Annotated in this window: 21 protein-coding genes; 2 read left to right on the top strand and 19 right to left on the bottom strand. The window is 44.9% G+C overall.

Translation table 11 applies throughout. From position 1 onward, the window contains the following. Nucleotide 1 precedes the first annotated feature (1 nt). The 13 genes from BTA30_RS10900 to BTA30_RS10840 form a co-directional block, all read right to left on the bottom strand. Complete coding sequence (locus BTA30_RS10900; protein ID WP_076761273.1) at nt 2-2,164, bottom strand: Tex family protein; 2,163 nt, start codon at nt 2,162-2,164, stop codon at nt 2-4. Nucleotides 2,165-2,242: 78 nt separating this feature from the next. After that, nucleotides 2,243-2,842, bottom strand: a complete 600-nt coding sequence (locus tag BTA30_RS10895; protein WP_076761272.1) for a PP2C family serine/threonine-protein phosphatase — start codon at nt 2,840-2,842, stop codon at nt 2,243-2,245. After that, on the bottom strand, nt 2,839-3,630 hold the full coding sequence (sigB, locus tag BTA30_RS10890; RefSeq protein WP_076761325.1) for an RNA polymerase sigma factor SigB: 792 nt from the start codon (nt 3,628-3,630) through the stop codon (nt 2,839-2,841). Before sigB ends, BTA30_RS10895 begins: the two co-directional genes overlap by 4 nt. Then, on the bottom strand, nt 3,596-4,075 hold the full coding sequence (rsbW, locus tag BTA30_RS10885; protein WP_076761271.1) for an anti-sigma B factor RsbW: 480 nt from the start codon (nt 4,073-4,075) through the stop codon (nt 3,596-3,598). The genes sigB and rsbW overlap by 35 nt, the downstream gene beginning before the upstream one ends. Next, nucleotides 4,075-4,401: an anti-sigma factor antagonist gene (locus BTA30_RS10880; protein WP_076761270.1), complete on the bottom strand. Its 327-nt coding sequence runs from the start codon at nt 4,399-4,401 to the stop codon at nt 4,075-4,077. Before BTA30_RS10880 ends, rsbW begins: the two co-directional genes overlap by 1 nt. 57 nt (nt 4,402-4,458) lie before the next feature. Next, nucleotides 4,459-5,466 carry a PP2C family protein-serine/threonine phosphatase gene (locus BTA30_RS10875; protein ID WP_076761269.1) on the bottom strand — a complete coding sequence of 336 codons (1,008 nt, stop codon included), beginning with the start codon at nt 5,464-5,466 and terminating at the stop codon, nt 4,459-4,461. A 10-nt stretch (nt 5,467-5,476) separates the two neighbouring features. Then, nucleotides 5,477-5,878, bottom strand: a complete 402-nt coding sequence (locus BTA30_RS10870; RefSeq protein WP_076761268.1) for an anti-sigma regulatory factor — start codon at nt 5,876-5,878, stop codon at nt 5,477-5,479. Between the two features lie 2 nt (nt 5,879-5,880). After that, nucleotides 5,881-6,246, bottom strand: a complete 366-nt coding sequence (locus tag BTA30_RS10865; protein ID WP_026585995.1) for an STAS domain-containing protein — start codon at nt 6,244-6,246, stop codon at nt 5,881-5,883. 3 nt (nt 6,247-6,249) lie between these two features. Next, nucleotides 6,250-7,077, bottom strand: coding sequence for an RsbT co-antagonist protein RsbRA (locus BTA30_RS10860; protein WP_076761267.1), 828 nt, complete (start codon nt 7,075-7,077; stop codon nt 6,250-6,252). A gap of 118 nt (nt 7,078-7,195) precedes the next feature. Continuing rightward, nucleotides 7,196-7,546: a type II toxin-antitoxin system endoribonuclease NdoA gene (ndoA, locus tag BTA30_RS10855; RefSeq protein ID WP_003179128.1), complete on the bottom strand. Its 351-nt coding sequence runs from the start codon at nt 7,544-7,546 to the stop codon at nt 7,196-7,198. A 4-nt stretch (nt 7,547-7,550) separates the two neighbouring features. Beyond that, entirely contained in the window at nt 7,551-7,832 is a 282-nt protein-coding gene (locus tag BTA30_RS10850; protein WP_026585993.1) for a CopG family ribbon-helix-helix protein, read from the bottom strand. Between the two features lie 110 nt (nt 7,833-7,942). Beyond that, nucleotides 7,943-9,112: an alanine racemase gene (gene alr, locus BTA30_RS10845; protein WP_076761324.1), complete on the bottom strand. Its 1,170-nt coding sequence runs from the start codon at nt 9,110-9,112 to the stop codon at nt 7,943-7,945. Nucleotides 9,113-9,337: 225 nt separating this feature from the next. After that, nucleotides 9,338-10,354 (bottom strand): LolA family protein, encoded by a 1,017-nt coding sequence (locus BTA30_RS10840; RefSeq protein ID WP_094777322.1) that lies wholly within the window; start codon nt 10,352-10,354, stop codon nt 9,338-9,340. Nucleotides 10,355-10,641: 287 nt separating this feature from the next. Here BTA30_RS10840 and BTA30_RS10835 point away from each other — a divergent pair, with 287 nt between their 5' ends. Continuing rightward, nucleotides 10,642-11,241: a rhomboid family intramembrane serine protease gene (locus BTA30_RS10835; protein WP_076761265.1), complete on the top strand. Its 600-nt coding sequence runs from the start codon at nt 10,642-10,644 to the stop codon at nt 11,239-11,241. A gap of 201 nt (nt 11,242-11,442) precedes the next feature. Here BTA30_RS10835 and BTA30_RS10830 read toward each other — a convergent pair whose 3' ends face one another. The 6 genes from BTA30_RS10830 to BTA30_RS10805 form a co-directional block, all read right to left on the bottom strand. Further along, nucleotides 11,443-12,927 (bottom strand): PH domain-containing protein, encoded by a 1,485-nt coding sequence (locus BTA30_RS10830; RefSeq protein WP_076761264.1) that lies wholly within the window; start codon nt 12,925-12,927, stop codon nt 11,443-11,445. Further along, entirely contained in the window at nt 12,917-13,396 is a 480-nt protein-coding gene (locus BTA30_RS10825) for a PH domain-containing protein (RefSeq protein WP_076761263.1), read from the bottom strand. The genes BTA30_RS10830 and BTA30_RS10825 overlap by 11 nt, the downstream gene beginning before the upstream one ends. A 107-nt stretch (nt 13,397-13,503) precedes the next feature. Then, complete coding sequence (gene cshA, locus BTA30_RS10820; RefSeq protein WP_076761262.1) at nt 13,504-14,973, bottom strand: degradosome RNA helicase CshA; 1,470 nt, start codon at nt 14,971-14,973, stop codon at nt 13,504-13,506. Nucleotides 14,974-15,383: 410 nt separating this feature from the next. Next, on the bottom strand, nt 15,384-16,097 hold the full coding sequence (locus tag BTA30_RS10815) for an alpha/beta hydrolase (RefSeq protein ID WP_076761261.1): 714 nt from the start codon (nt 16,095-16,097) through the stop codon (nt 15,384-15,386). 59 nt (nt 16,098-16,156) lie between these two features. Continuing rightward, entirely contained in the window at nt 16,157-17,527 is a 1,371-nt protein-coding gene (locus BTA30_RS10810) for a UDP-N-acetylmuramoyl-tripeptide--D-alanyl-D-alanine ligase (RefSeq protein ID WP_076761260.1), read from the bottom strand. 146 nt (nt 17,528-17,673) lie between these two features. Next, nucleotides 17,674-18,759 carry a D-alanine--D-alanine ligase gene (locus BTA30_RS10805; protein ID WP_076761259.1) on the bottom strand — a complete coding sequence of 362 codons (1,086 nt, stop codon included), beginning with the start codon at nt 18,757-18,759 and terminating at the stop codon, nt 17,674-17,676. 158 nt (nt 18,760-18,917) lie between these two features. Between BTA30_RS10805 and BTA30_RS10800 the strand changes: the two genes are divergently transcribed. After that, nucleotides 18,918-19,238: a thioredoxin family protein gene (locus tag BTA30_RS10800; protein WP_076761258.1), complete on the top strand. Its 321-nt coding sequence runs from the start codon at nt 18,918-18,920 to the stop codon at nt 19,236-19,238. Nucleotides 19,239-19,618 lie beyond the last annotated feature (380 nt).

Raw genomic sequence — 19,618 nt, 5'->3', positions numbered from 1 at the left:
GCTATTTTTCCTTCACCATTGATAATGACACCCTTCCTTTTGCAGCATCTGCATGCTCTACCCACACCGTTACGATATCGCCGACCGATACGACGTCAAGCGGATGTTTGACGAAGGAATGGCTGAGCTTTGAAATGTGCACAAGCCCGTCCTGTTTCACCCCGATGTCGACGAACGCACCGAAGTCGACGACGTTTCGCACCGTGCCCTGCAGCTCCATTCCTTCTTTTAAATCCTCAAGCTGGAGCACATCGGTTTTTAAAAGGGGTTTAGGGACTTCATCCCTTGGATCGCGCTCAGGCCTTGTCAGCTGGGCGCAAATGTCTTTCAGTGTGATGTCGCCGATTCCTAGCTGTTCAGCGGTTTCTGAAATATTCAATTCATTTATTTTGCCCTGAAGTTCGGCTGTACCGATTTGGTCTTTTGCAAGGCCAAGCTTTTTGAGCAGCTCTCTCGTTTCTTTGTAGCTTTCCGGATGGATGCCTGTGCGGTCAAGCGGTTCATTGCCGTCAGGAACCCTTAAAAAGCCGATACACTGCTCATATGTTTTCGCGCCCAGCCGCGGAATATCTTTCAATTCTTTCCGGCTGGTGAATTTTCCGACTTCATCCCTTTTTTTCACGATATTGGACGCAACCGATTTGGATAGTCCGGCTACATACTGCAATAGCGCCGCCGATGCCGTATTCACATTAACGCCGACTTGGTTGACTACGGTTTCGACGACAAAGCGGAGGGAGTCGTTTAATTTTTTCTGGCTGACATCGTGCTGATATTGGCCGACACCGACTGATTTTGGATCGATTTTGACGAGCTCGGCCAGCGGATCTTGAAGCCGGCGGGCGATGGACACGGCGCTCCGCTCCTCAACCTGCAAATCAGGAAATTCTTCCCTTGCCAGCTCTGAAGCCGAGTAGACGCTCGCTCCCGCTTCGTTGACGATCAGGTAGTATACCTTTCTGTCGATGTCTTTCAAAAGATCGGCGATAAACTGTTCCGTCTCTCTCGAAGCCGTCCCGTTTCCGATCGCGATGACTTCGATTTGAAAATCTTCCATGATGTTTTTCACTTTATCAATGGCGGCGCTTTTTTTATTGACAGGCGGATGCGGATAAATCACACCGATTTTCAGCATTTTCCCTGTTTCATCCACGACCGCAAGCTTGCAGCCCGTACGGAATGCCGGATCAACCCCAAGGACGAGCTTTCCTTTCATTGGCGGCTGAAGCAAGAGCTTACGCAGGTTTTCGGCAAAAATATGAATCGCTTGATCTTCCGCTTTTTCTGTCAGCTCTTTTCTGATCTCTCGTTCGATGGACGGCTGGATCAGACGTTTATAGCTGTCTTCTATCGCATCCTTCAGAATGTCTTTTGCGGTTGTTTGTTTATGTTTTAATATCCGCTTTTCCAAATAAGCTTGGATATGATCGGCCGGCGGTTCGACAGACACTTTTAAAATGTCTTCTTTTTCACCGCGGTTGACGGCGAGCACACGATGGGGAACGATTTTCTGTATCGGCTCCCCATATTCATAATACATCTCATAGATTTTCTTTTCGTCCGCTTCGGCGTCTTTTGCCGCAGATTTCAAGGTTCCTTTTTTGAAGGTCTCTTGGCGGATCCATCTTCTGAATTCAGGTTCATCAGAGATTCTTTCAGCGAGGATGTACTTCGCCCCTTCAAGCGCGTCTTCCGCGCTCATCACTTCTTTTTCTTCATTTATGTATTGCTTTGCTTCAGCTAGAATGTCTTTATTCTGAGGCAGAGCGATGATGAAGTCGGCCAATGGCTCAAGCCCCTTGCTTTTGGCGATTGTCGCTTTCGTTTTCCTTTTCTGCTTATAGGGCCTGTATAAGTCTTCTATTTCTTGCAGCTTGTCCGCTTTTTCAATCTTCTGCTTCAGCTCGCCGGTCAGCTTGTCCTGCTCTGCAATCAGCCGGATGACTTCTTCCTTTCGCTGATTTAAATGCTGAATGTATCCCCAGCGTTCGGAGATCGTTTGAATTTGCACTTCATCCATGGAACCTGTTTGTTCCTTGCGGTATCGCGCGATAAATGGCACGGTATTTCCGTCTTCCAACAATTGAATGACATTGCCGACGTGCTTTGCGGCCAGTTCCGTCTCTTTTGCGACTTGTTTGACGATTAACGCTAAAGTATCCATTGTAGCCTCCATAAGAATGTTGTCTTCTTAGTGTACCAAAAGATGTTGAAAAACACCTATATCAAAAGGACAGCTCCTTTAAAAAAGCTGTCCGATGATATAGGTCAGATCGTCTTTTCCCATCAATGTGTATGCTTCAAGCTGATTTGAAATATCTCCGGGCGAATGGTGCTGTTTTAAATAAGTCCGAAGGGCGGGAACGTCCAAACCGTCTGAATGGATGATGAACTTTGACCCTTTTTCATAAGTATAGGTGAATGTTTTGTATGTTTGCGGTTTTCCCGACATGTATCCCGTTACAGGGGGAGGATAGATATATTTGTCTGAAGGAGCGTACAGGATAAAGCGAATATTGCCTACTGAGCTGTAAGCGATTGTCCTCGTTTGAAAATCGGCTTTTAAAATCGAGACAGTCGCACCGCGCTTTTGCTTCAGAGCTTGATTGCATCGTTCCATCAGGCTTGCGACATCTTCATCCCCATGCTCTTTGACAACCTCGCTGATTGCTGAAGAGGATTCATAAGCCAGCGCACCGCTGCCAAGTCCGTCGGCCAGCGCACATATCATTCCTTGGTCAGTCGCATTGAAATAAAAGCTGTCACCGCAGACGGATTTCCCTTCTTTGGGCAGCTGATAGACAAGTGCGTGAATGTGTTCATTCGACTCAGTCCAGATCATTGCTTCAACTCCATCAAGGGATCTTCCGCCAAAGCTTCCCTCAGCCGTTTGACAGCTTTCCGCTGCAGTCTGGATACGTGCATTTGTGATATGCCCAATATTTCTCCGGTTTCTTTTTGACTTTTATTTTCGATGTATGTCAGCTCAATAATTTGCTTTTCCCGGTCGGAAAGGACGTGCAATACACTGTCAAGCATCAGCTTTTGGTTCACCTTTTCATAGCCTTCTTCCTGTGAGCCGACGATATCAAGGATCGTCACCGTGCTGCCGTCGGCATCGGCTTCAATGCTGTGATCCACAGACAGCGCCTGATAGCTTTTGCCCATTTCCATCGTTTCCAGCACTTCTTCTTCCGTCACCCCAAGAAACTCGGCAATCTCCTCAACTCGGGGAGATCTTTGGGTTTCTGCTGTTAATTGATCAACAGCCATTTTAATCCGGGGCCCCAATTCTTTGATCCTTCTCGGCACGTGGACGCTCCAGGTTTTATCCCGGAGAAACCGCTTGATTTCCCCAACGATGGTCGGTATGGCAAAGGCTTCAAATGATTTCCCCATATCAGGATCATAGCGTTTGATCGCTCCGAGCAAACCGAGCATTCCGACCTGGCAAAGATCTTCGTGAAAGCTTTTGCCTTTTGAATATTTTTTAGCTAGTGTTTCCACCAAATTGGTGTAAGACTCGACAAGGGTAAGCTGAGCGTTTTCATCCTGGCTTTCCTGATATTGTTTAATCAGTCGATCGACTTCGTCTTTAGTTCGTTTCGTAGTTTTGGACGGTTGTGCCATCATCAACTCGCTCCCTGTTTAAGAACTTTGTCATCGAAACGGTTACGCCTGAGTCAATTTGCACATTCACTTCATCCATCAGCGTTTCCATCAAATATAAGCCGAGCCCTCCTTCTGACAATTGATCTACCGTATGCTCGGGAGAATATGGCCCAAGCGCCTCCTGGTCCCGGATATCGAAGCTGTCCCCCTGATCTGCGACAACAATTTCGAGCCGATCCTCAAAAACGCCGAATCTGACGGAGACCTCTCCTGATTTATCCAGTTTGTAAGCGTGCTGCACAGCGTTCGTACAAGCTTCGCTTACAGCGATTTTCAAATCTTCGATATCATCATAGGAATACCCCATTTTGCTTGCAATTCCCGACAGGGTCAAACGAATGATTCCTACATATTCCGGTTTGGCAGGTGACTTCATTTCAATGTAATCAGCTGCTGTCTTCATTACAATCCACCCTCTGACTTTCCAGAAATATCAATGATGTCCTTTAAGCCTGTAATATCAAATAAACGGATCAAACGGTCAGACAAATTTTCAAGCACCAAAGAACCCCCAGTTCTGTTCACCGTTTTATATATTCCTACAAAAACGCCCAGTCCCGTGCTGTCCATATATGAAACGTCTTTCAGACTAACCTTTAGATCTTTTCCGTCTTCTGCGAGCGGCAGCAGCTCTTCCCGCAATGTGGGGGCCGAGTGGACATCAATTTCTCCCGCTACTTTTATCTTTACCACATGATCATTTTTTTTCGTATCGACTGCCAAATTCACAATATCACCTCTAGTTCTCTTAATCGCTATAGTTTTATTACCCGGCAAAGAGAAGCTTTAAACCTTTCTTTTTAAAACAATGAGGGTGAAATCATCATGAAGCCGAAATTCCTGAAGCTTAAGCAGATTGTCGTATATATTTTCAACCATTTGCTGTGCCGGTTCCCTCATATGTAAGCTGATGAGATCCTGAAGGTCAGCCTGGTCCAAAAAGCCGTTGTCCGTTCTGCATTCAGTAACTCCATCCGAAAAAAGAATAATCATATCGCCGATTTCAAGCTTCTGCTCATACTGTTCATAGTCATAATCTGAAGAAATGCCGAGAACGAGGCCTTTCGCATGTAAATCGTAAAATTTGTTTTCCCTGCAAGAATAATAAAAGCCAGGTTCATGACCGGCAGATGCAAACGTGAATAGGTGTTTTTGAAGGTGATAGTTGCCATAAAACATCGTAATGAACATGCTCGGATCGACATTTTGCTCGACGACCCTGTTCAGGTTTTTGAGCACCTGTGAAGGATGTGAGCCTGAATCCGGCAGGGAATCCATCGCATACTTGATCATCGACATGCATAATGCAGCTGGTATTCCTTTCCCGATCACATCTGCAATGGCGATACTGATCGATTCCTGGTCGCGGACAAAATGATAATAATCCCCGCTCATTTGTTTTGCCGGAACGCTTACCGCTCCGATCTCGAGCGCTTCGTCTTTCGGAATCGTTGTTTCAAGCAGCGTCTGCTGTACATTTGCGGCAATTTCTATTTCCGATTTAATTTCCTGCTGAATGCCTCTTAATGTCTGATGCTCTTGATAGGCCAATCCGTATCCAATCATCACTTCAATTAAAAAGTCGAGCGAATGGAACACATGGTCCGGAAGATCCGGATACAATTCAGACAGAACTTTTCGGTGTATGCTGATAATTTCTTCCGGCGGTACTTGATGTTCGATCGTTTTTCTGCTGAATTTCTGCCCTTGATAAAGGGATGTCTCTGTCAACTCAGATATATAACGGCTAAGCAGCTGACGATAGCGCTGCTCAATCACTTCCCTGAAATCCATTCCTTCCCTCCTACCGAAGCCACTTTACGGCTTGTATGTCCGTTCCATTTTCAGCGTCTGAATTCAATTCGAATTGATCCATTAAACGCTTTACTCCCGGGAGTCCGGCTCCAAGGCCGCCTGAGGTTGAAAAACCGTCTTCCATCACTTTACGGATGTCGGCAATTCCCGGTCCCTCATCCTCCGCAACGATTTTCAATCCCTTTTTCCCCCTTTCTTCAACCTGTTCAATACAAATTTGGCCTTTGCCGGCATATAAATAGATATTCCGGGCCAGCTCTGAAATAGCCGTTGTGATCCTGGCCTGATCAACCGTGCCGAATCCCAGTTCTTTTGCGACATTTCGCCCGAGCTGTCTGGCAGCTACAATATCCCACTCTGTCAAAATCTTTACACAGGACTGGTCTTTCATATCTATTCCCCCAATTCCCGCTGCAATGTCTCGAGCCCTTTTTCGAGATCAAGCGCCGTCTCGATCTCGTCCAAAGAAATGCCGAGTTCAATCAATGTCACCGCAACAGCCGGCTGTATGCCGGTTAGAACGACTTTAGCCCCCATAAGTTTTGACATCGCGATTACATCGCCCAGCACTTTGGCGATGAATGAATCGATGATATCCACCGAAGTCAGGTCGATCACCACTCCGTTCGATCCAGTTTCATAAATTTTATTGAGCAAATCCTCTTGAAAGTTCAGAGCGGTTTGGTCATCGAGCTCTACCTGAATGGACACCAGTAAACAATTATACAGTTTCAGGATCGGAATTTTAGGTACTCTCAAAGTCTATTCCTCCAATGAAACAATTTTTCTGTCCGTCATTTCCAGTGCGGTTTGAATTCCTTTTTGCAGGGTATTTTTTGTAATAACCTGGGTTAAATCGATTCCCAAATTGACAATCGTCTGCGCGATTTCCGGGCGAATTCCGACGAGCAGGCACTTGGCGCCGACCAGTCTGACGGCTTCAGAAGCTTGAATAATGTGGTGCGCAACCATCGTATCGACGACAGGCACTCCCGTAATATCGATTAAAACCACTTCGGAACGATGTTTGGCAACGCCGCTCAAAAGGTTTTCCATGATTTTTTTGGCGCGTTCTGTATCGATCGTTCCGACGAGAGGCATCACCGTAATGTTATCAAAGACCGGGATCAGCGGCGCTGAAAGCTCTTGTAAAGCGACCTTCTGCATAGCGACGGTTTTTTCCCAAGAAATGGCGTACTGATTTAAAATTTCACTGTTGATCGGTTCGATCAATTTGTCGATTTGCCAAATCAGATCATAGCACTGCTTGTCTTCAGGAACACCCTTGTTCATTTCATAGTAAAGATGCTTCCAGAACGCCGCCAGCCCTGAGGACAGAAGCTTTAACGGAATACTCCTCTGCACGGCTTTAGAAGAAAATTGATAAATCGTGTCGATCACGTTTTCATCATCAGCCGCTGAATAATTCATTAAAATATGAATATATTCATTGCTGATCGTCTGATACATGTGCTCAGTCAGTTTTGCGTTCGATATTTTTCCGTTCATTTCTTTCAGAATACCTGCCAAATTTTCAGAAAGTTCATTTTGGTGTTCTGAAATAAACTTTAATACCGCTTGATTCGACATGTTCATCCCCCTAACTACATACGCTAACAATTTTTGGACTAACATTATCATTATATCGTTTGTTATTTTTGAACACAAAAAAAGTTGCTCTTTCTCATCGAGCAACTCTGTTCTCTTATTAAAAATCAATAAGTGCCAAACTGATTTGTAAGGCTTCGTTGACTTTTTCCATCATTTCATCATCGAGATGAGTGATTTTGTCCGTTAATCTTTGCTTATCAATCGTCCGAATTTGCTCGAGCAATATAACGGAATCTCTTTCAAAACCATAGCGTTTCGCATCAATTTCGACGTGGGTAGGTAATTTTGCTTTCTGTATTTGGGCTGTTATGGCTGCAACAATAGCAGTTGGGCTGAAGCGATTGCCGATGTTGTTTTGAATCACTAAAACTGGGCGCACTCCGCCTTGTTCTGAGCCAACAACAGGAGATAGGTCAGCAAAATAAACATCGCCGCGTTTAACAATCAAATGATTATCCTCCGCTTACTAAGCGCTCTACTGTGTTTTCAGCCTCATACTCTGCAAATTGTGCCTCAGAAGAGATGTTCAAATTGATTTTTGCCATCTCCATATAACCGCGTCTCATCGATTCCCGAATTTGTCGATTTTTGCGTTCGCGTAAATACATTTTTGTGGCTTGGTAAATCAGTTCATTTCTGCTCCCGTTATCTTGCATGACGACACCATCCAGTTCTGATACTAAGGCTTCTGGCAAGCGAATCATAATTTCAGTTGTAGCGCTGGATTCAGACAAAAACATACACCTCCACCAAACTTACGGATACAACATGTTATCCATTCCAATCATAATCATATCACTATTCGATCCGCAAGCAAAGCTGTTTTTCCGCTTATTATTTATTTTCAAATATGATTTGGCAAGATCGGATTCCTTATTTCCATTATACTCCCATTTTCCAAAAACATACGGGGGACCCGTGAACTTATCATACATGTGATTTCATAATTAATCGTCTGCAGTTTTTGAGCGATTTCGTCGACTGATATCCATTCGTCTTCTTGTTTTCCGATTAATGTCACTTTTGTGCCGACAGGATATTCTTCATCAAGAGAAATCATGAACTGATCCATGCAGATTCTTCCGGCAATCTTCTGCCTTTTTCCGTCTATCAGCACTTCGGTTCCTGCAAGGCGGCGCAGCCACCCGTCCGCATAACCGACCGGTACGGTTCCGATCCATTCGTCATGCTCGGCGGTATACGTCGCTCCATAGCTGACGCTTTCACCTTTCTTGATTGTCTTCACGTGGGAAAGTTCCGTATGGAGCGAGAACACTTCCCGCAGACGAAACGGGAGCTCGTCTTTTATTTCTGTAGATGGTGACAAGCCGTACATGCTGATGCCGAAACGAACGGCATTAAAAAGCTGTTTCTTAAAACGCAGACCAGCGGCGCTGTTTGATGAGTGCACCATTAAACGGTCAAGCGGGAGGGGTTTGGTCAGTTCTTCAAAACGGTTAAGCTGCATGTTGAAATAATCCGTATCTGTTTCATCGGCTGTCGCAAAATGAGTGAAAACGCCTGTGCAATTGAGCTTTGAGCTCGATTCTGCCATCTCCATCATTTCTTTTATGTCCTCTTCCGTTTTGCAGCCGAGTCTTCCCATGCCCGTGTCGATTTTCAGATGAAACTCAAGAGGGGTGTCGACCCCATCCAAGAAACCGAGCACTTCTTTCAGCCATTGGACGGAATAGCCCGTTACAATAATCCTCTTGTCTGCGGCAATGCCGGTGTACTCAGGCGGCACTGCACCAAGGACGAGAATCGGTTCTTCTATTCCTTCTGCTCTTAGTGAGAGCGCCTCATCAAGTAAAGCAACGGCAAGAACTGACGCTCCTTCTTCAAGAGCCGCCTTTGCCACTTGTGCACTTCCATGACCATAGGCATTCGCTTTCACGACGGCCATCAGATGAACATGCTCGCCAATATGCTGTTTCATATTGCGGACATTTTCTTTTAAAGCCGTTAAGTCGATCTCCGCCCAAGTCTTCCTATAGAATGGTTTTAAGCTCATCATGACACTTCCTGTTCCTTGTTTCAAATCATCTTCCCCCATCATACTAAAAAAGCAGGAGGAAGGGAAATTTTGCACTGTGTATGATGCCGCAGCCCAACAAAAAGTTCTTGGTTCCATATACATTTTACGGAAAACCGACCGAAAACATACACGCAGGCATTAAAATAAAACAGCCTGTTCTCCGTATATCGAAGAACAAGCTGTTTGGACGTTTAGTCTAGTCTACTTGGATGACTGGCCTTGCATGCTTTTAGCAACCATCAGAAGTTCATCTTGGGAAAGATCCTCTGATGAGATGAAATAATCGACTCCGTCATATGTCCAAGAAACCGATTTGTCTGTCAAAACACCGACTGTAAATCCGAGATTAACCGGTTCACCGTTCATGGAAACCGAAGCGGAAGTTTTGGCAACACGGGCTTTTTCCTGGATTAGAGTGAATGATTTTTCTCCGCCGTATGTGATGATGATTCTTTTCCCGTCATCTGTCGTCACCTCTTTCTCTTCCAGCTTTTTGACGCCCTGCGGCAGATCAAGCGGCGTTTTGACGGCAAATGAATCCGACGGCTCAGCGCTTGTGGTGACATCTATTTGAGAAAGCGTCATGTTTTTCTTTTCATCAAATGAATCTTTATCAAAAGGTTTATTAAATTCAAAGCTCTTGAATTCAACTTTTACCATGGCTTTGCGGTCTGTATCCATCACTTTGACAGATTGAGGGGCCATATTTTTCTTATGGAATACGATTTCTTGTGTAGGCAGCATCTGGTTATGCTGATAGTTTGTCTTCGTTTCAAAAATATACTTTGAATCCTTTGCTGAGAAGGAAGCTTCTCCATCATTTTTAATATCTTTTACGAGCGATTCAAACAAATAGACCTGGCTGCTGTTGTTGGGCCAATCACTGTGAAATCGGAAGCTTTTGTTCAGGGACGGTGTCAATACAAACACGCCGTTCTCATTCCGCAAAATCACCTGGCTCTGGTCTTTCTTCGGATTTTCCAAATAAACCCGATAAAAAGAAGGTTTTTTATGCCAGATCTCTACATCGTACTCTTGCGGTTCATTTCCCGTTTCAATCGTCATTTTTGCTTTTGCCTTATAGGACGTGTATTCTTTTGCCTTCTTGTCGAGCCCCGTCACAACATCTTCTTGCGATTTTTGGCCGCAGGCAGAAAGCATAAAGACAACAAGCAGCCCCGTTAAAAGCAAAACAAAGCTTTTTCTCACCTTTTTCAACCCCTTTTTAATCATTGATGTAAAAAGGAAGAAACCGCTTGTTCGACTTTAACGGTACGCTTTTGGAATAGGGGCCGGCTAGATCGGCATGCGTACCATAAAAGCCTGCAACGACTTGTCTCCCTTATTGCACTACCCAATATATGAGAGTGGGGGAGACAATATGCAGACTAGCATGACAACCTTTCAATTCATTTTATCGGCGTACTATTTATCAAAGCATGGTCATAAACGTGTTACTATATCAATATGTACGAGATCATTGTAAAGGGGCTTAGAGCTAAAGCATGTTTATCAGAACAGAAAATTTTCAGACGTTTATCAGACTTTATCCGGTTACGACCGCTATATTGGCCCTGCAGCTTGCCATTTGGATTGTTTTTTTAATCCCCCTTCCTTCTGTGCAAATGTGGTCTGATTTAATGATCGGGTTTAACTGGGGAATTGCAAATGGAGAATGGTGGCGGTTTGCCACACCGATCTTGATTCATGGAGGGTTTTCTCATCTGCTCTTCAACTCGATGTCGCTGTTTTTATTTGCGCCTGGACTGGAGCGGATGCTGGGGAAGATGCGGTTTATGATCATTTATTTCGGAGCGGGCGTGATCGGCAATATCGGCACATACTTCATAGAGCCGCTGGAGTATATGCATGTCGGGGCTTCCGGCGCGATATTCGGGTTGTTCGGCGTTTATTTATATATCGTCCTGTTTCGTAAAGAGCTGATGGGGAGCGCCAATTCACAAATCATCGTAACGATTCTCGCCATTTCGGTTTTGATGACTTTTATCAATCATAATATTAACATCATGGCGCATATTTTCGGCCTTTTGGGCGGACTGGCGCTTGCTCCGCTATTTTTAAGCAAAAAGAGTGACGGTTATTAACCGTTCACTCTTAGATTGTTGACAAAATCCTAAAACGGTTTAAAGTTTTAGGATTTTGTCATCCTTTCAGCGTGATTGAAAACCCTTGCAGTCTAGGAAGGACGAGCATCGGAGCGGAGCGAATGTTGGAATTCGTGAGCACCGACGCGCAGGCCTGACAACGAATGCGAGGGTTTTTCGACACGCTGAGAGTGACGGTTATTAACCGTTCACTCTTTTTTCATAGGAGTACCAATTAAAAATGTCTTCTGAATCCTTCTCGTCTGCATCCGCTACGGAGAACTTCTCCATCAACATCGATGATTTTGTTGATGTGTGGATGGAGACAAGCTTCTTTCTGCGCTGGAAAAAAGAGCGGCTGACCTCAAAAACCTGCATGCGTTTGTGCTGGATGACAGCGGTTGTCCTGCCGATGAGGCGGGATGACATGATCAGTTTGCTGCCGCTGATTTTCCACCCCGCATCACGATATGCCAAATATCCGAAGATCCAGTAAAAAGGAATCAATATGATGGACAAATACCCCCAAGGCGGAAAGAAAATGCTGAGCGGAATCACCGCCAGGACAGGCCATGATGAGCGCAGCATGTACCGGCCCAATGCGCGCTTCGGCAAGCGGTTCAGCCCTTCTTCAGGAGCATAATCAGGTATCAACTCGCCGAGGCGTTTTTTGATCAGCTTTCTGCTGATGATCGGGAACAAGACGGTCGATTTGTCTTCTTCCATCGCGCTTCCCCCGGCGCTGACGATCGTGATGGTTGCAAAGCCGAACGGCTGCCTGATCAGACTTTCTTTTATTTTAATCGCCTGGATTCGCTGGAGCGGAATGGTGACTTGATGTTTTTCAATCAGTCCCCGGGAAATGATGATTTCTTTTTGTTTGCGGACAATGGTAAAGTTCGCATACTTCAACAGCATGCCGATGATGCTGAGGAGCCATGCGATGAATAGGGCGGCAAAGGCAACCAATGCAATCACCGCTGCTCCGGCGCTGTTCAAAAAGGAAAATCGATCATACAGCCAATCCAAATTGAACACTTCGTCTATTTGAGTAATAAAAGCGAAAATCCCTGAAATAATGACCCCTATTCCGCTTGATGTTGAAGCAGCGATCAGAAGCTCCTGTCCGCTCATTTTATATGTCGTCTCAGGTGCCGGCGGCGCTTCTTCTATTTTCACGACAGCATCTTTTTGAAGCTCTGCATTGTCAGCTGCAATATCGGCCATTTCTTTCTTTCGCTCAAAGAGCGCCTTCTGGATATTTTCAGCTTCGGCCTGTGTAACGGCGACAAGGGAAACTTCCGCTTCTTTGCCGTCTCCGGCCGTTTCGACCTGAAGTTTGACAAGCTTAAAGATTTGCTGGATGATCCCTGCGCTTGTGTTGATCGTTTGAATCCGTTCGATCGGAATGTACCTCTTTTTCTTTGTGATCAGGCCTTCCTCGATCCGCAGTTCATCCTCCTCAATCCGATAGGTGAATTTTCTCCACTTTATGATACTGCTTGCAATCAAAAAAACGAAAAACAGTACGACCGCAGAAATTGCTATTATGTTGATCACATGGTTATGATTTAAAAAAAAGGCCACGCCAAACGGGATGATAAAATTTTTGACGGTTTCAACAAGCCCCGTAAAAAAGTTGAGAATCATGGCTGCCGGGTGCATGCGTTTCGGTTCAGACATCATCTTCAGTCACCCTTGCCAAACGGGATATGAAATCTCTGAGCTGATCCGCTTCTTCCAGATCAAGAGCGGGAATTGAATGGGTTGTCGCGGCAGTTGAAATTTGAACGGATGCAAGGTTGTATTTTCTGAGCAGAGGCCCCTGTGATGTATCAACATGCTGAACCCTGACCATCGGGACGATCACACGCGTCACTACAAAGATTCCGTGCTGAATATCAATTTCATGCTCATGCACTTCATAGCGCCAGATCTTGTGACGGAGGTTCGGGATGATCAATATAATAAAAATTGAAATGACCAGCCATACGGCGGCTGGCAAAATTCCAATCCACAAAGGCCATTTAAAGATCACGCCAAGCACAACCAGACCTGCGGCAATCAGGAATAAAACAAATGATGTGATGATTGCGCTGATTCTCCACACTTTTACGCCATCACGGCTGATTTGATTTTTCGGCTCGCTTCTCAAAACTCGATTCCCCCAATCTTATATTTTATGTACGAACTTCATGCCCTTTTTGTTTCACTAAATTGCTTTTAAAAAAGGCGAATCCGTTAAAAGGATCCGCCTTCTGATTATGAATTATATGATTTTTTTTGTCGTCTGTCATTTGATGAACGCTTTTTATCATAGGATGAACGGTTGTTCTTTCCTTTTCCTCTATAACCGCCGCCGTCTCTGCGTTTTGATGAACGTTGGTGATGGTTTTTGTTTCGCTTCGATCTGAGCGGCGCCTCTTCTGTTAAGCGTACAGGCGTGTTATCCGGCTCTTTTGTCATCATTTTAATCGCTGCTGCAACGACTGTCACAGAGTCATGGTCTTCCAGAAGTTCTGCTGCAGCAGTCATATAGAAGTTCAGGTTGTTTTCAGAGATAATGGTGCGGATGCGGTCAACCGTCACCTGCTGCTGGCCTTCAATGGCTTCATCAATAGTCGGTTCTTTCATCCGATCCATTTTACGTTTTGTCGTTTGCTCGATGGCACGCAGCATATCCTTTTCACGCGGCGTGATAAACGTCATCGCCATTCCGGTTTTACCCGCGCGGCCCGTTCTTCCGATGCGGTGGACATAGCTTTCAGGATCTTGAGGGACATCAAAGTTATAGACGTGGGTTACGCCTGAAATATCCAAACCGCGGGCAGCAACGTCTGTCGCAACCAGCACTTCAATTGCGCCTTGCTTAAATTTCCGAAGCGCAACCATCCGCTTTGCCTGTGTTAAATCTCCGTGAATTCCTTCGGCTGTGTAGCCGCGCAGGTTCAGCGCCTCAGTCAGCTCATCGACGCGGCGTTTTGTACGTCCGAATACAATCGCCAATTCAGGAGACTGGATGTCAAGCAGACGTGTCAATGTATCGAACTTTTTCCGTTCCTGCACTTCCAAGTAGAACTGCTGAATGTTGGAAACCGTCATTTCCTTCGCTTTTACCTTAACGTGTTCAGGGTCGTTCATGAAGCGTTCGGCAATCCGTTTAATCGGTGCAGGCATCGTTGCAGAAAACAGCAATGTCTGGTGTTCTGCCGGCACATTGGAAAGAATGGATTCGATATCTTCGATGAATCCCATGTTCAGCATTTCATCCGCTTCATCAAGCACAACGGTATTCACAGTTTGAAGACGCATTGTGCGGCGGTTGATATGGTCAATCAGACGGCCCGGAGTACCAACAATAATGTGAGGATTTTTCTTGAGCGCGCGAATTTGGCGGCCAATATCCTGACCTCCGTAAATTGGAAGAACTCGAGCGCGTTTATCCTGTCCAATTTTATATAGCTCTTCAGATACTTGAATGGCCAATTCACGAGTAGGTGCGATAACAATGGCTTGAATGTTAGGAGACTCGGGGTTGATTTTCTCAACAAGAGGAATGCCAAATGCAGCTGTTTTTCCTGTTCCCGTTTGCGCTTGTCCAATCACATCTTTATTTGCAAGTCCGAGCGGTATCGTTTGCGCCTGAATCGGTGTTGCTTCTTCAAATCCCATACGATTGATCGCTTTTGTGAGATCAGAACTTAATTGAAAATCTTGAAACGTTATAGTCAATGTATTCAAACTCCTTCTGCTTACTGTTTCAGTAATGTCGTGTTTCATCAATAAAAACTGCCCTTTTTATAAAGGACAGGTTCATACTTTATACAAAGCCCGAATTACTTTACATGTTATATTACCATTCCGTTATATGTTTTTCAACAAGACGAGAATAAGGGATGTGCTCTGTGCGGCGGTTTTTTCAGCTGTTCCTTCAGGGCGAGATCAAGGCCTGTTATGAAGGCTTGCCTCCTATGTAGCCTGAGAAACAGAACTGTTGGTAAAAGTCGGCAGCCCCTTTAGAGGCGTCGTTTTTTCTACACCTTTTTAACATTGTAACACAGGCTTTAGAGGGTTTCGACAGTCATATTTATTTTTTTCAAAGCTTCATCCCGCACACTTATTTTTTGCCGATTGCCGATGAATTATTTATTTTTTATTGAATCAATCGGAATTTTTTTCAGAAATGCTTCCACGGTTTGAAAAAGAAATGCAGGATTTTCTTCAAGGCAGACATGATGCTTAGAATTTGGCAAAAGACAAAGTTCTTTTTCCTCGGAAGGAATCGTCTCATATAAGTAATGAGCGCTTGATAATGGGACGATTGAATCGTATTCCCCCTGAACGATGAGCACAGGGATGTCGAGGTTTTTCAAAGCCGGTTTTGTTGCTTTCACAAGCTTGCGAAACTGCAGCGCTGAAGAAACCGGTGTGCTTGTCAGCTTTTGCTTATATCTTTTGTAAAGCAGATTGTCCTCCAGCCTGCCTTGGAATGAATCTTTGATGACATTTTTCAAATCCTGAATCAGCTGTCCGGGGCTGATGTATTGGGCAGCCGCACTCAAAAGAACGAGCCGGCTGACAGGATACTTTCCCGCTAAATAGGCGGCAATCATTCCGCCCATTGAAAAGCCGATTAAACATACGGTATCACATGTTTTAAGAAGACGGATGAGCTCCACTTCAGCACAGGCAATCCACTCCTGAAAAAAGACGCCTTTCAAAACCGGCATGTCTCCGTGTCCCGGAAGTGTGATCATTTCGACATGCCAGCCGGCCGTTTGTTTGAGGTGGTCAGCCAGCGGCTCTACTTCATACGGAGCTCCGGTAAAACCATGAATGCATAAACATCCTATCATGACTTATCACCCGTTTCTTTTACTGTTTATCATATAAAAAAAACGACTTTATGATTCCTTTACAACTCTTTTACCGCTTCCTCAAGTCTCATTCCCCTTGATGCTTTCACAAGGACTAAATCTCCGGCAGTCGCTTTTTCTTTCAGCGCGTTTTTGAGACTGTCTTTGTCTTCCTTGCTGAAATGCATGACGCGATGCTCCGGAAAATGTTTACGTGCCCCTTTTGCAATATATGCACCGAGGTCGCCGTATGCAAATACAAGGTCGACGGAATCAGGATGAATCGATTGCCCGATTTCTTCGTGAAACGCTTTTTCCCCTTCGCCAAGTTCAAGCATGTCACCAAGAACCAGCATTTTTTTCCCGTAGCCCTTCATTTGCTCCACAAGCTCAATCGCCGCTTTCATGGATGTCGGGCTTGCATTGTAGGCATCGTTAATGACCGCAATGCCGGCTCGGGTTTTCATCAGTTCAAGTCTCATTCCCGTTACTTTCAGCTTTGTAAGCCCTTCGGCGATGTGTGTGCGGCTGACATTCAAAAGATCTCCCGCTGCAATTGCCGCCAGAGCATTTTTCACATTATGCTTGCCGAGCACAGGGATAAAGAAACTGTTGTCGATCCCTCTGACGCGAAAAGCAGTCCCTTCTTCTGTCTGGCTCATGTCCTCTAGCTGATAGTCCAAAGCCGGGTCTTCGCCGAACGTTTTTGTTTGATAAGGAGGCTGCTCCAGCTTTTCGGACAGAAGCGGCTCATCCCCGACATAAATCAGTGTACCTTCTTTGGAAAGACCGTTGACGATTTCCAGCTTTGCTTGGGCAATCCCTTCTCTTGAACCGAGTTCAAGCAGATGCGATTCGCCGATATTCGTGATGACAGCAATATCGGGACGCCCCAAACGGGTGAGAAAATCGATTTCTCCTTTGGCGCTCATCCCCATCTCAAGCACGGCGACTTCTGTATCTTCCGGCATCGCGAGAATGGTAAGAGGCAAACCGATGTGATTATTATAGTTCCCTTCCGTTTTATGCACTTTGTATTCGGTTTCTAAAACGGAATGAATCATATCTTTCGTCGTCGTCTTCCCATTTGAACCGGTTACACCAACTACTTTTATATCAAGCTGATGACGGTATGCTTTCGCAAGCTTCTGCAGCGCTTCCAGCGTATCATCCACGATAATGACCGCGCTTCCTTCCGGCGGATTCGGTTCGTTTCGATTCCAGAGCACAGCCGCAACGCCTTTGCGAAAAGCCTGTTCTGCAAAAGCATGGCCGTTGAACCGTTCTCCTGCAAGCGGAATAAACAATTGATCCTTTTCCAGTTTTCTTGAATCTGTTGAAACGCCCTTCACCGGCCGTTCGCCAAAAGATTCATCGGCAAGGAAGCCTTCCGCCATATCAGCAATTTCTTTTACCGTTCTTTTTATCATGTTTGTCCCTCTCTTTCTCCAGCAAGGAAAAGAGACACTATCACAAAAAAGATAGTGTCTTAAGATATCAAAGCGAAGGGCGCGTCCCGCACCTTTCGAAAACCATGCCGGATGTAGTCAGGGGCTGCCGGGTGTCCGGCCGCCCGTTAAAAAGTATGTTTAATCTGCTGTTTTTCTTCGTGGCGCTCGATTGCCAAAGCGACGAGCTTTTCGATCAATTCAGCATACTCAACTCCTGATTGCTTCCACAGAAGCGGGAACATGCTGAACGGCGTAAATCCGGGCATCGTGTTGACTTCATTGATCAGCACCCTGCCTTCGTTTGTCAGGAAAAAGTCAGCTCTGACAAGGCCTGAGCCGTCAATCGCCTGAAAAGCTTTGACCGCCATGCTGCACATTGTTTCGTATTCATCTTCCGCTAAGGAAGCCGGAATGATCAAATCGGTGTCACCGTCTTCATATTTTGCTTTATAGTCATAGAAATCTTTCTTCGGAGCAATTTCGCCTGCGACTGAACAGATCGGTTCATCATTCCCCAGAACGCCGATTTCTATTTCGCGGCCGATGACGCCTTCCTCTACGACGATTTTCCGGTCATATTGGAATGCAAGTTCAAAAGCCTTATCAAGCTCGGCGCGGTTTCGGCATTTGCTGATGCCGACGCTTGACCCGAGGTTTGCAGGTTTAACAAAGCACGGATAGCCAAGCTCCTCTTCAACTTGATGATAGCTTTCTTCTTTTGCTGTGTTCCAGTTTCTTTTCACAAAAGAAACGTATTTTGCCTGATCAAGACCTGCTTGTGCAAACAGATGCTTCATGACCACTTTATCCATTCCTGCTGACGAAGCCAATACCCCATTTCCAACGTAAGGAACATTTAAAAGCTCCAGCATGCCCTGAATCGTGCCGTCTTCTCCGTTCGGCCCGTGCAAAAGCGGAAAAACAACATCGATTGCTTTTTCTTGCGAATTTGACTGGCCTGGGAACATGTCGCGGTTTAAGGCTGCAGGAGAAAACGTCTCTCCCGTCTGCTCAAATTGAAGCATTTTAACGTTTGAAACTGGCTCTGACAGCTGCGGCCCTCGCACCCATTCGCCTTTTTCTGTTATATAAATCGGATGTATATCAAATTTTTCAGTATCTAATGCTTTCGTGACGGCTAGCGCAGTTTGCAGGGAAACGTTATGCTCCGCTGATTTCCCGCCGTATACCAATCCTAATTTTGTCTTCAATTCGTACTCCCCCCACTGGATTCATCTTTACTATCTTATCACTTTCCCAGGAAAATGATCTAATTATTTTAGATACATTGAGCAGTATAGAAAAAAGCATTTGTATGTAAATCCTTTTCATTTTATATTAAAATGGCATTGAAAAGGAGAGGTTCCAATTGAAAAAAATCACAACAGAAGCACAATTTAATGAATTGATTCAATCCGATAAAGAGATCATTGTTAAGTTTTACGCTGACTGGTGCCCTGACTGCACCCGCATGAATATGTTCATCGGCGACATTCTTGACGCATATCAGGATAATGAGTGGTATGAACTGAACAAGGATGATCTTCCGGAGCTTGCCGACAAGTATCAAGTCATGGGCATTCCAAGCCTATTAATTTTCAAAAATGGCGAAAAAACAGGGCATCTTCACAGCGCAAATGCCAAAACGCCTGAAGAAGTAAACGAATTTTTGTCCGAACATATAAGCTAATTCGTATCAAGTCAACTTTTTATGTCTTTTTCTTTGGACATGGGGGCAGCCATGTCCATTTTCTTATCTCTTTAAAAGACGGGGCAGCGGTCAAAATTGTTTCAGCTGAATATGTTCTATGCTTCCGATTCAAAATTTTTAACAGTATAGCAAAGATTCGACATAAAGTATTTCCCGGGAAACGTGTTAATGTCGAAATTTCGCAAAAAGTTCTTGATTCGTTTTTTATAATCAGGTAGAATGATTTTTGTTCCTATTTTGCAATTATTTTTTCTAGTTGTGAAGCCCATGTCGGCTTCTTTTTTTTGTCTTTTAATTGGATAATAATTCATATTTTGTTTTCTTCTTCAATATTCTTTAATGGATATCCCTTTACAGGA

It is taken from the genome of Bacillus swezeyi (genome assembly GCF_001969815.1).
Taxonomy (GTDB): Bacteria; Bacillota; Bacilli; order Bacillales; family Bacillaceae; genus Bacillus; species Bacillus swezeyi.
The sequence above is the reverse complement of the archived record's forward strand: the minus strand, read 5'-3'. Positions and strand labels throughout refer to the sequence as shown.

What these genes read in the sequence shown, in the direction of transcription:
- BTA30_RS10900 (WP_076761273.1), bottom strand. Translation starts at nt 2,164, where the DNA reads ATGGATACTTTAGCGTTAATCGTCAAACAAGTCGCAAAAGAGACGGAA.
- BTA30_RS10895 (WP_076761272.1), bottom strand. Translation starts at nt 2,842, where the DNA reads ATGATCTGGACTGAGTCGAATGAACACATTCACGCACTTGTCTATCAG.
- sigB (WP_076761325.1), bottom strand. Translation starts at nt 3,630, where the DNA reads ATGGCACAACCGTCCAAAACTACGAAACGAACTAAAGACGAAGTCGAT.
- rsbW (WP_076761271.1), bottom strand. Translation starts at nt 4,075, where the DNA reads ATGAAGACAGCAGCTGATTACATTGAAATGAAGTCACCTGCCAAACCG.
- BTA30_RS10875 (WP_076761269.1), bottom strand. Translation starts at nt 5,466, where the DNA reads ATGGATTTCAGGGAAGTGATTGAGCAGCGCTATCGTCAGCTGCTTAGC.
- BTA30_RS10870 (WP_076761268.1), bottom strand. Translation starts at nt 5,878, where the DNA reads ATGAAAGACCAGTCCTGTGTAAAGATTTTGACAGAGTGGGATATTGTA.
- BTA30_RS10860 (WP_076761267.1), bottom strand. Translation starts at nt 7,077, where the DNA reads ATGTCGAATCAAGCGGTATTAAAGTTTATTTCAGAACACCAAAATGAA.
- alr (WP_076761324.1), bottom strand. Translation starts at nt 9,112, where the DNA reads ATGAGCTTAAAACCATTCTATAGGAAGACTTGGGCGGAGATCGACTTA.
- BTA30_RS10835 (WP_076761265.1), top strand. Translation starts at nt 10,642, where the DNA reads ATGTTTATCAGAACAGAAAATTTTCAGACGTTTATCAGACTTTATCCG.
- BTA30_RS10830 (WP_076761264.1), bottom strand. Translation starts at nt 12,927, where the DNA reads ATGATGTCTGAACCGAAACGCATGCACCCGGCAGCCATGATTCTCAAC.
- BTA30_RS10815 (WP_076761261.1), bottom strand. Translation starts at nt 16,097, where the DNA reads ATGATAGGATGTTTATGCATTCATGGTTTTACCGGAGCTCCGTATGAA.
- BTA30_RS10810 (WP_076761260.1), bottom strand. Translation starts at nt 17,527, where the DNA reads ATGATAAAAAGAACGGTAAAAGAAATTGCTGATATGGCGGAAGGCTTC.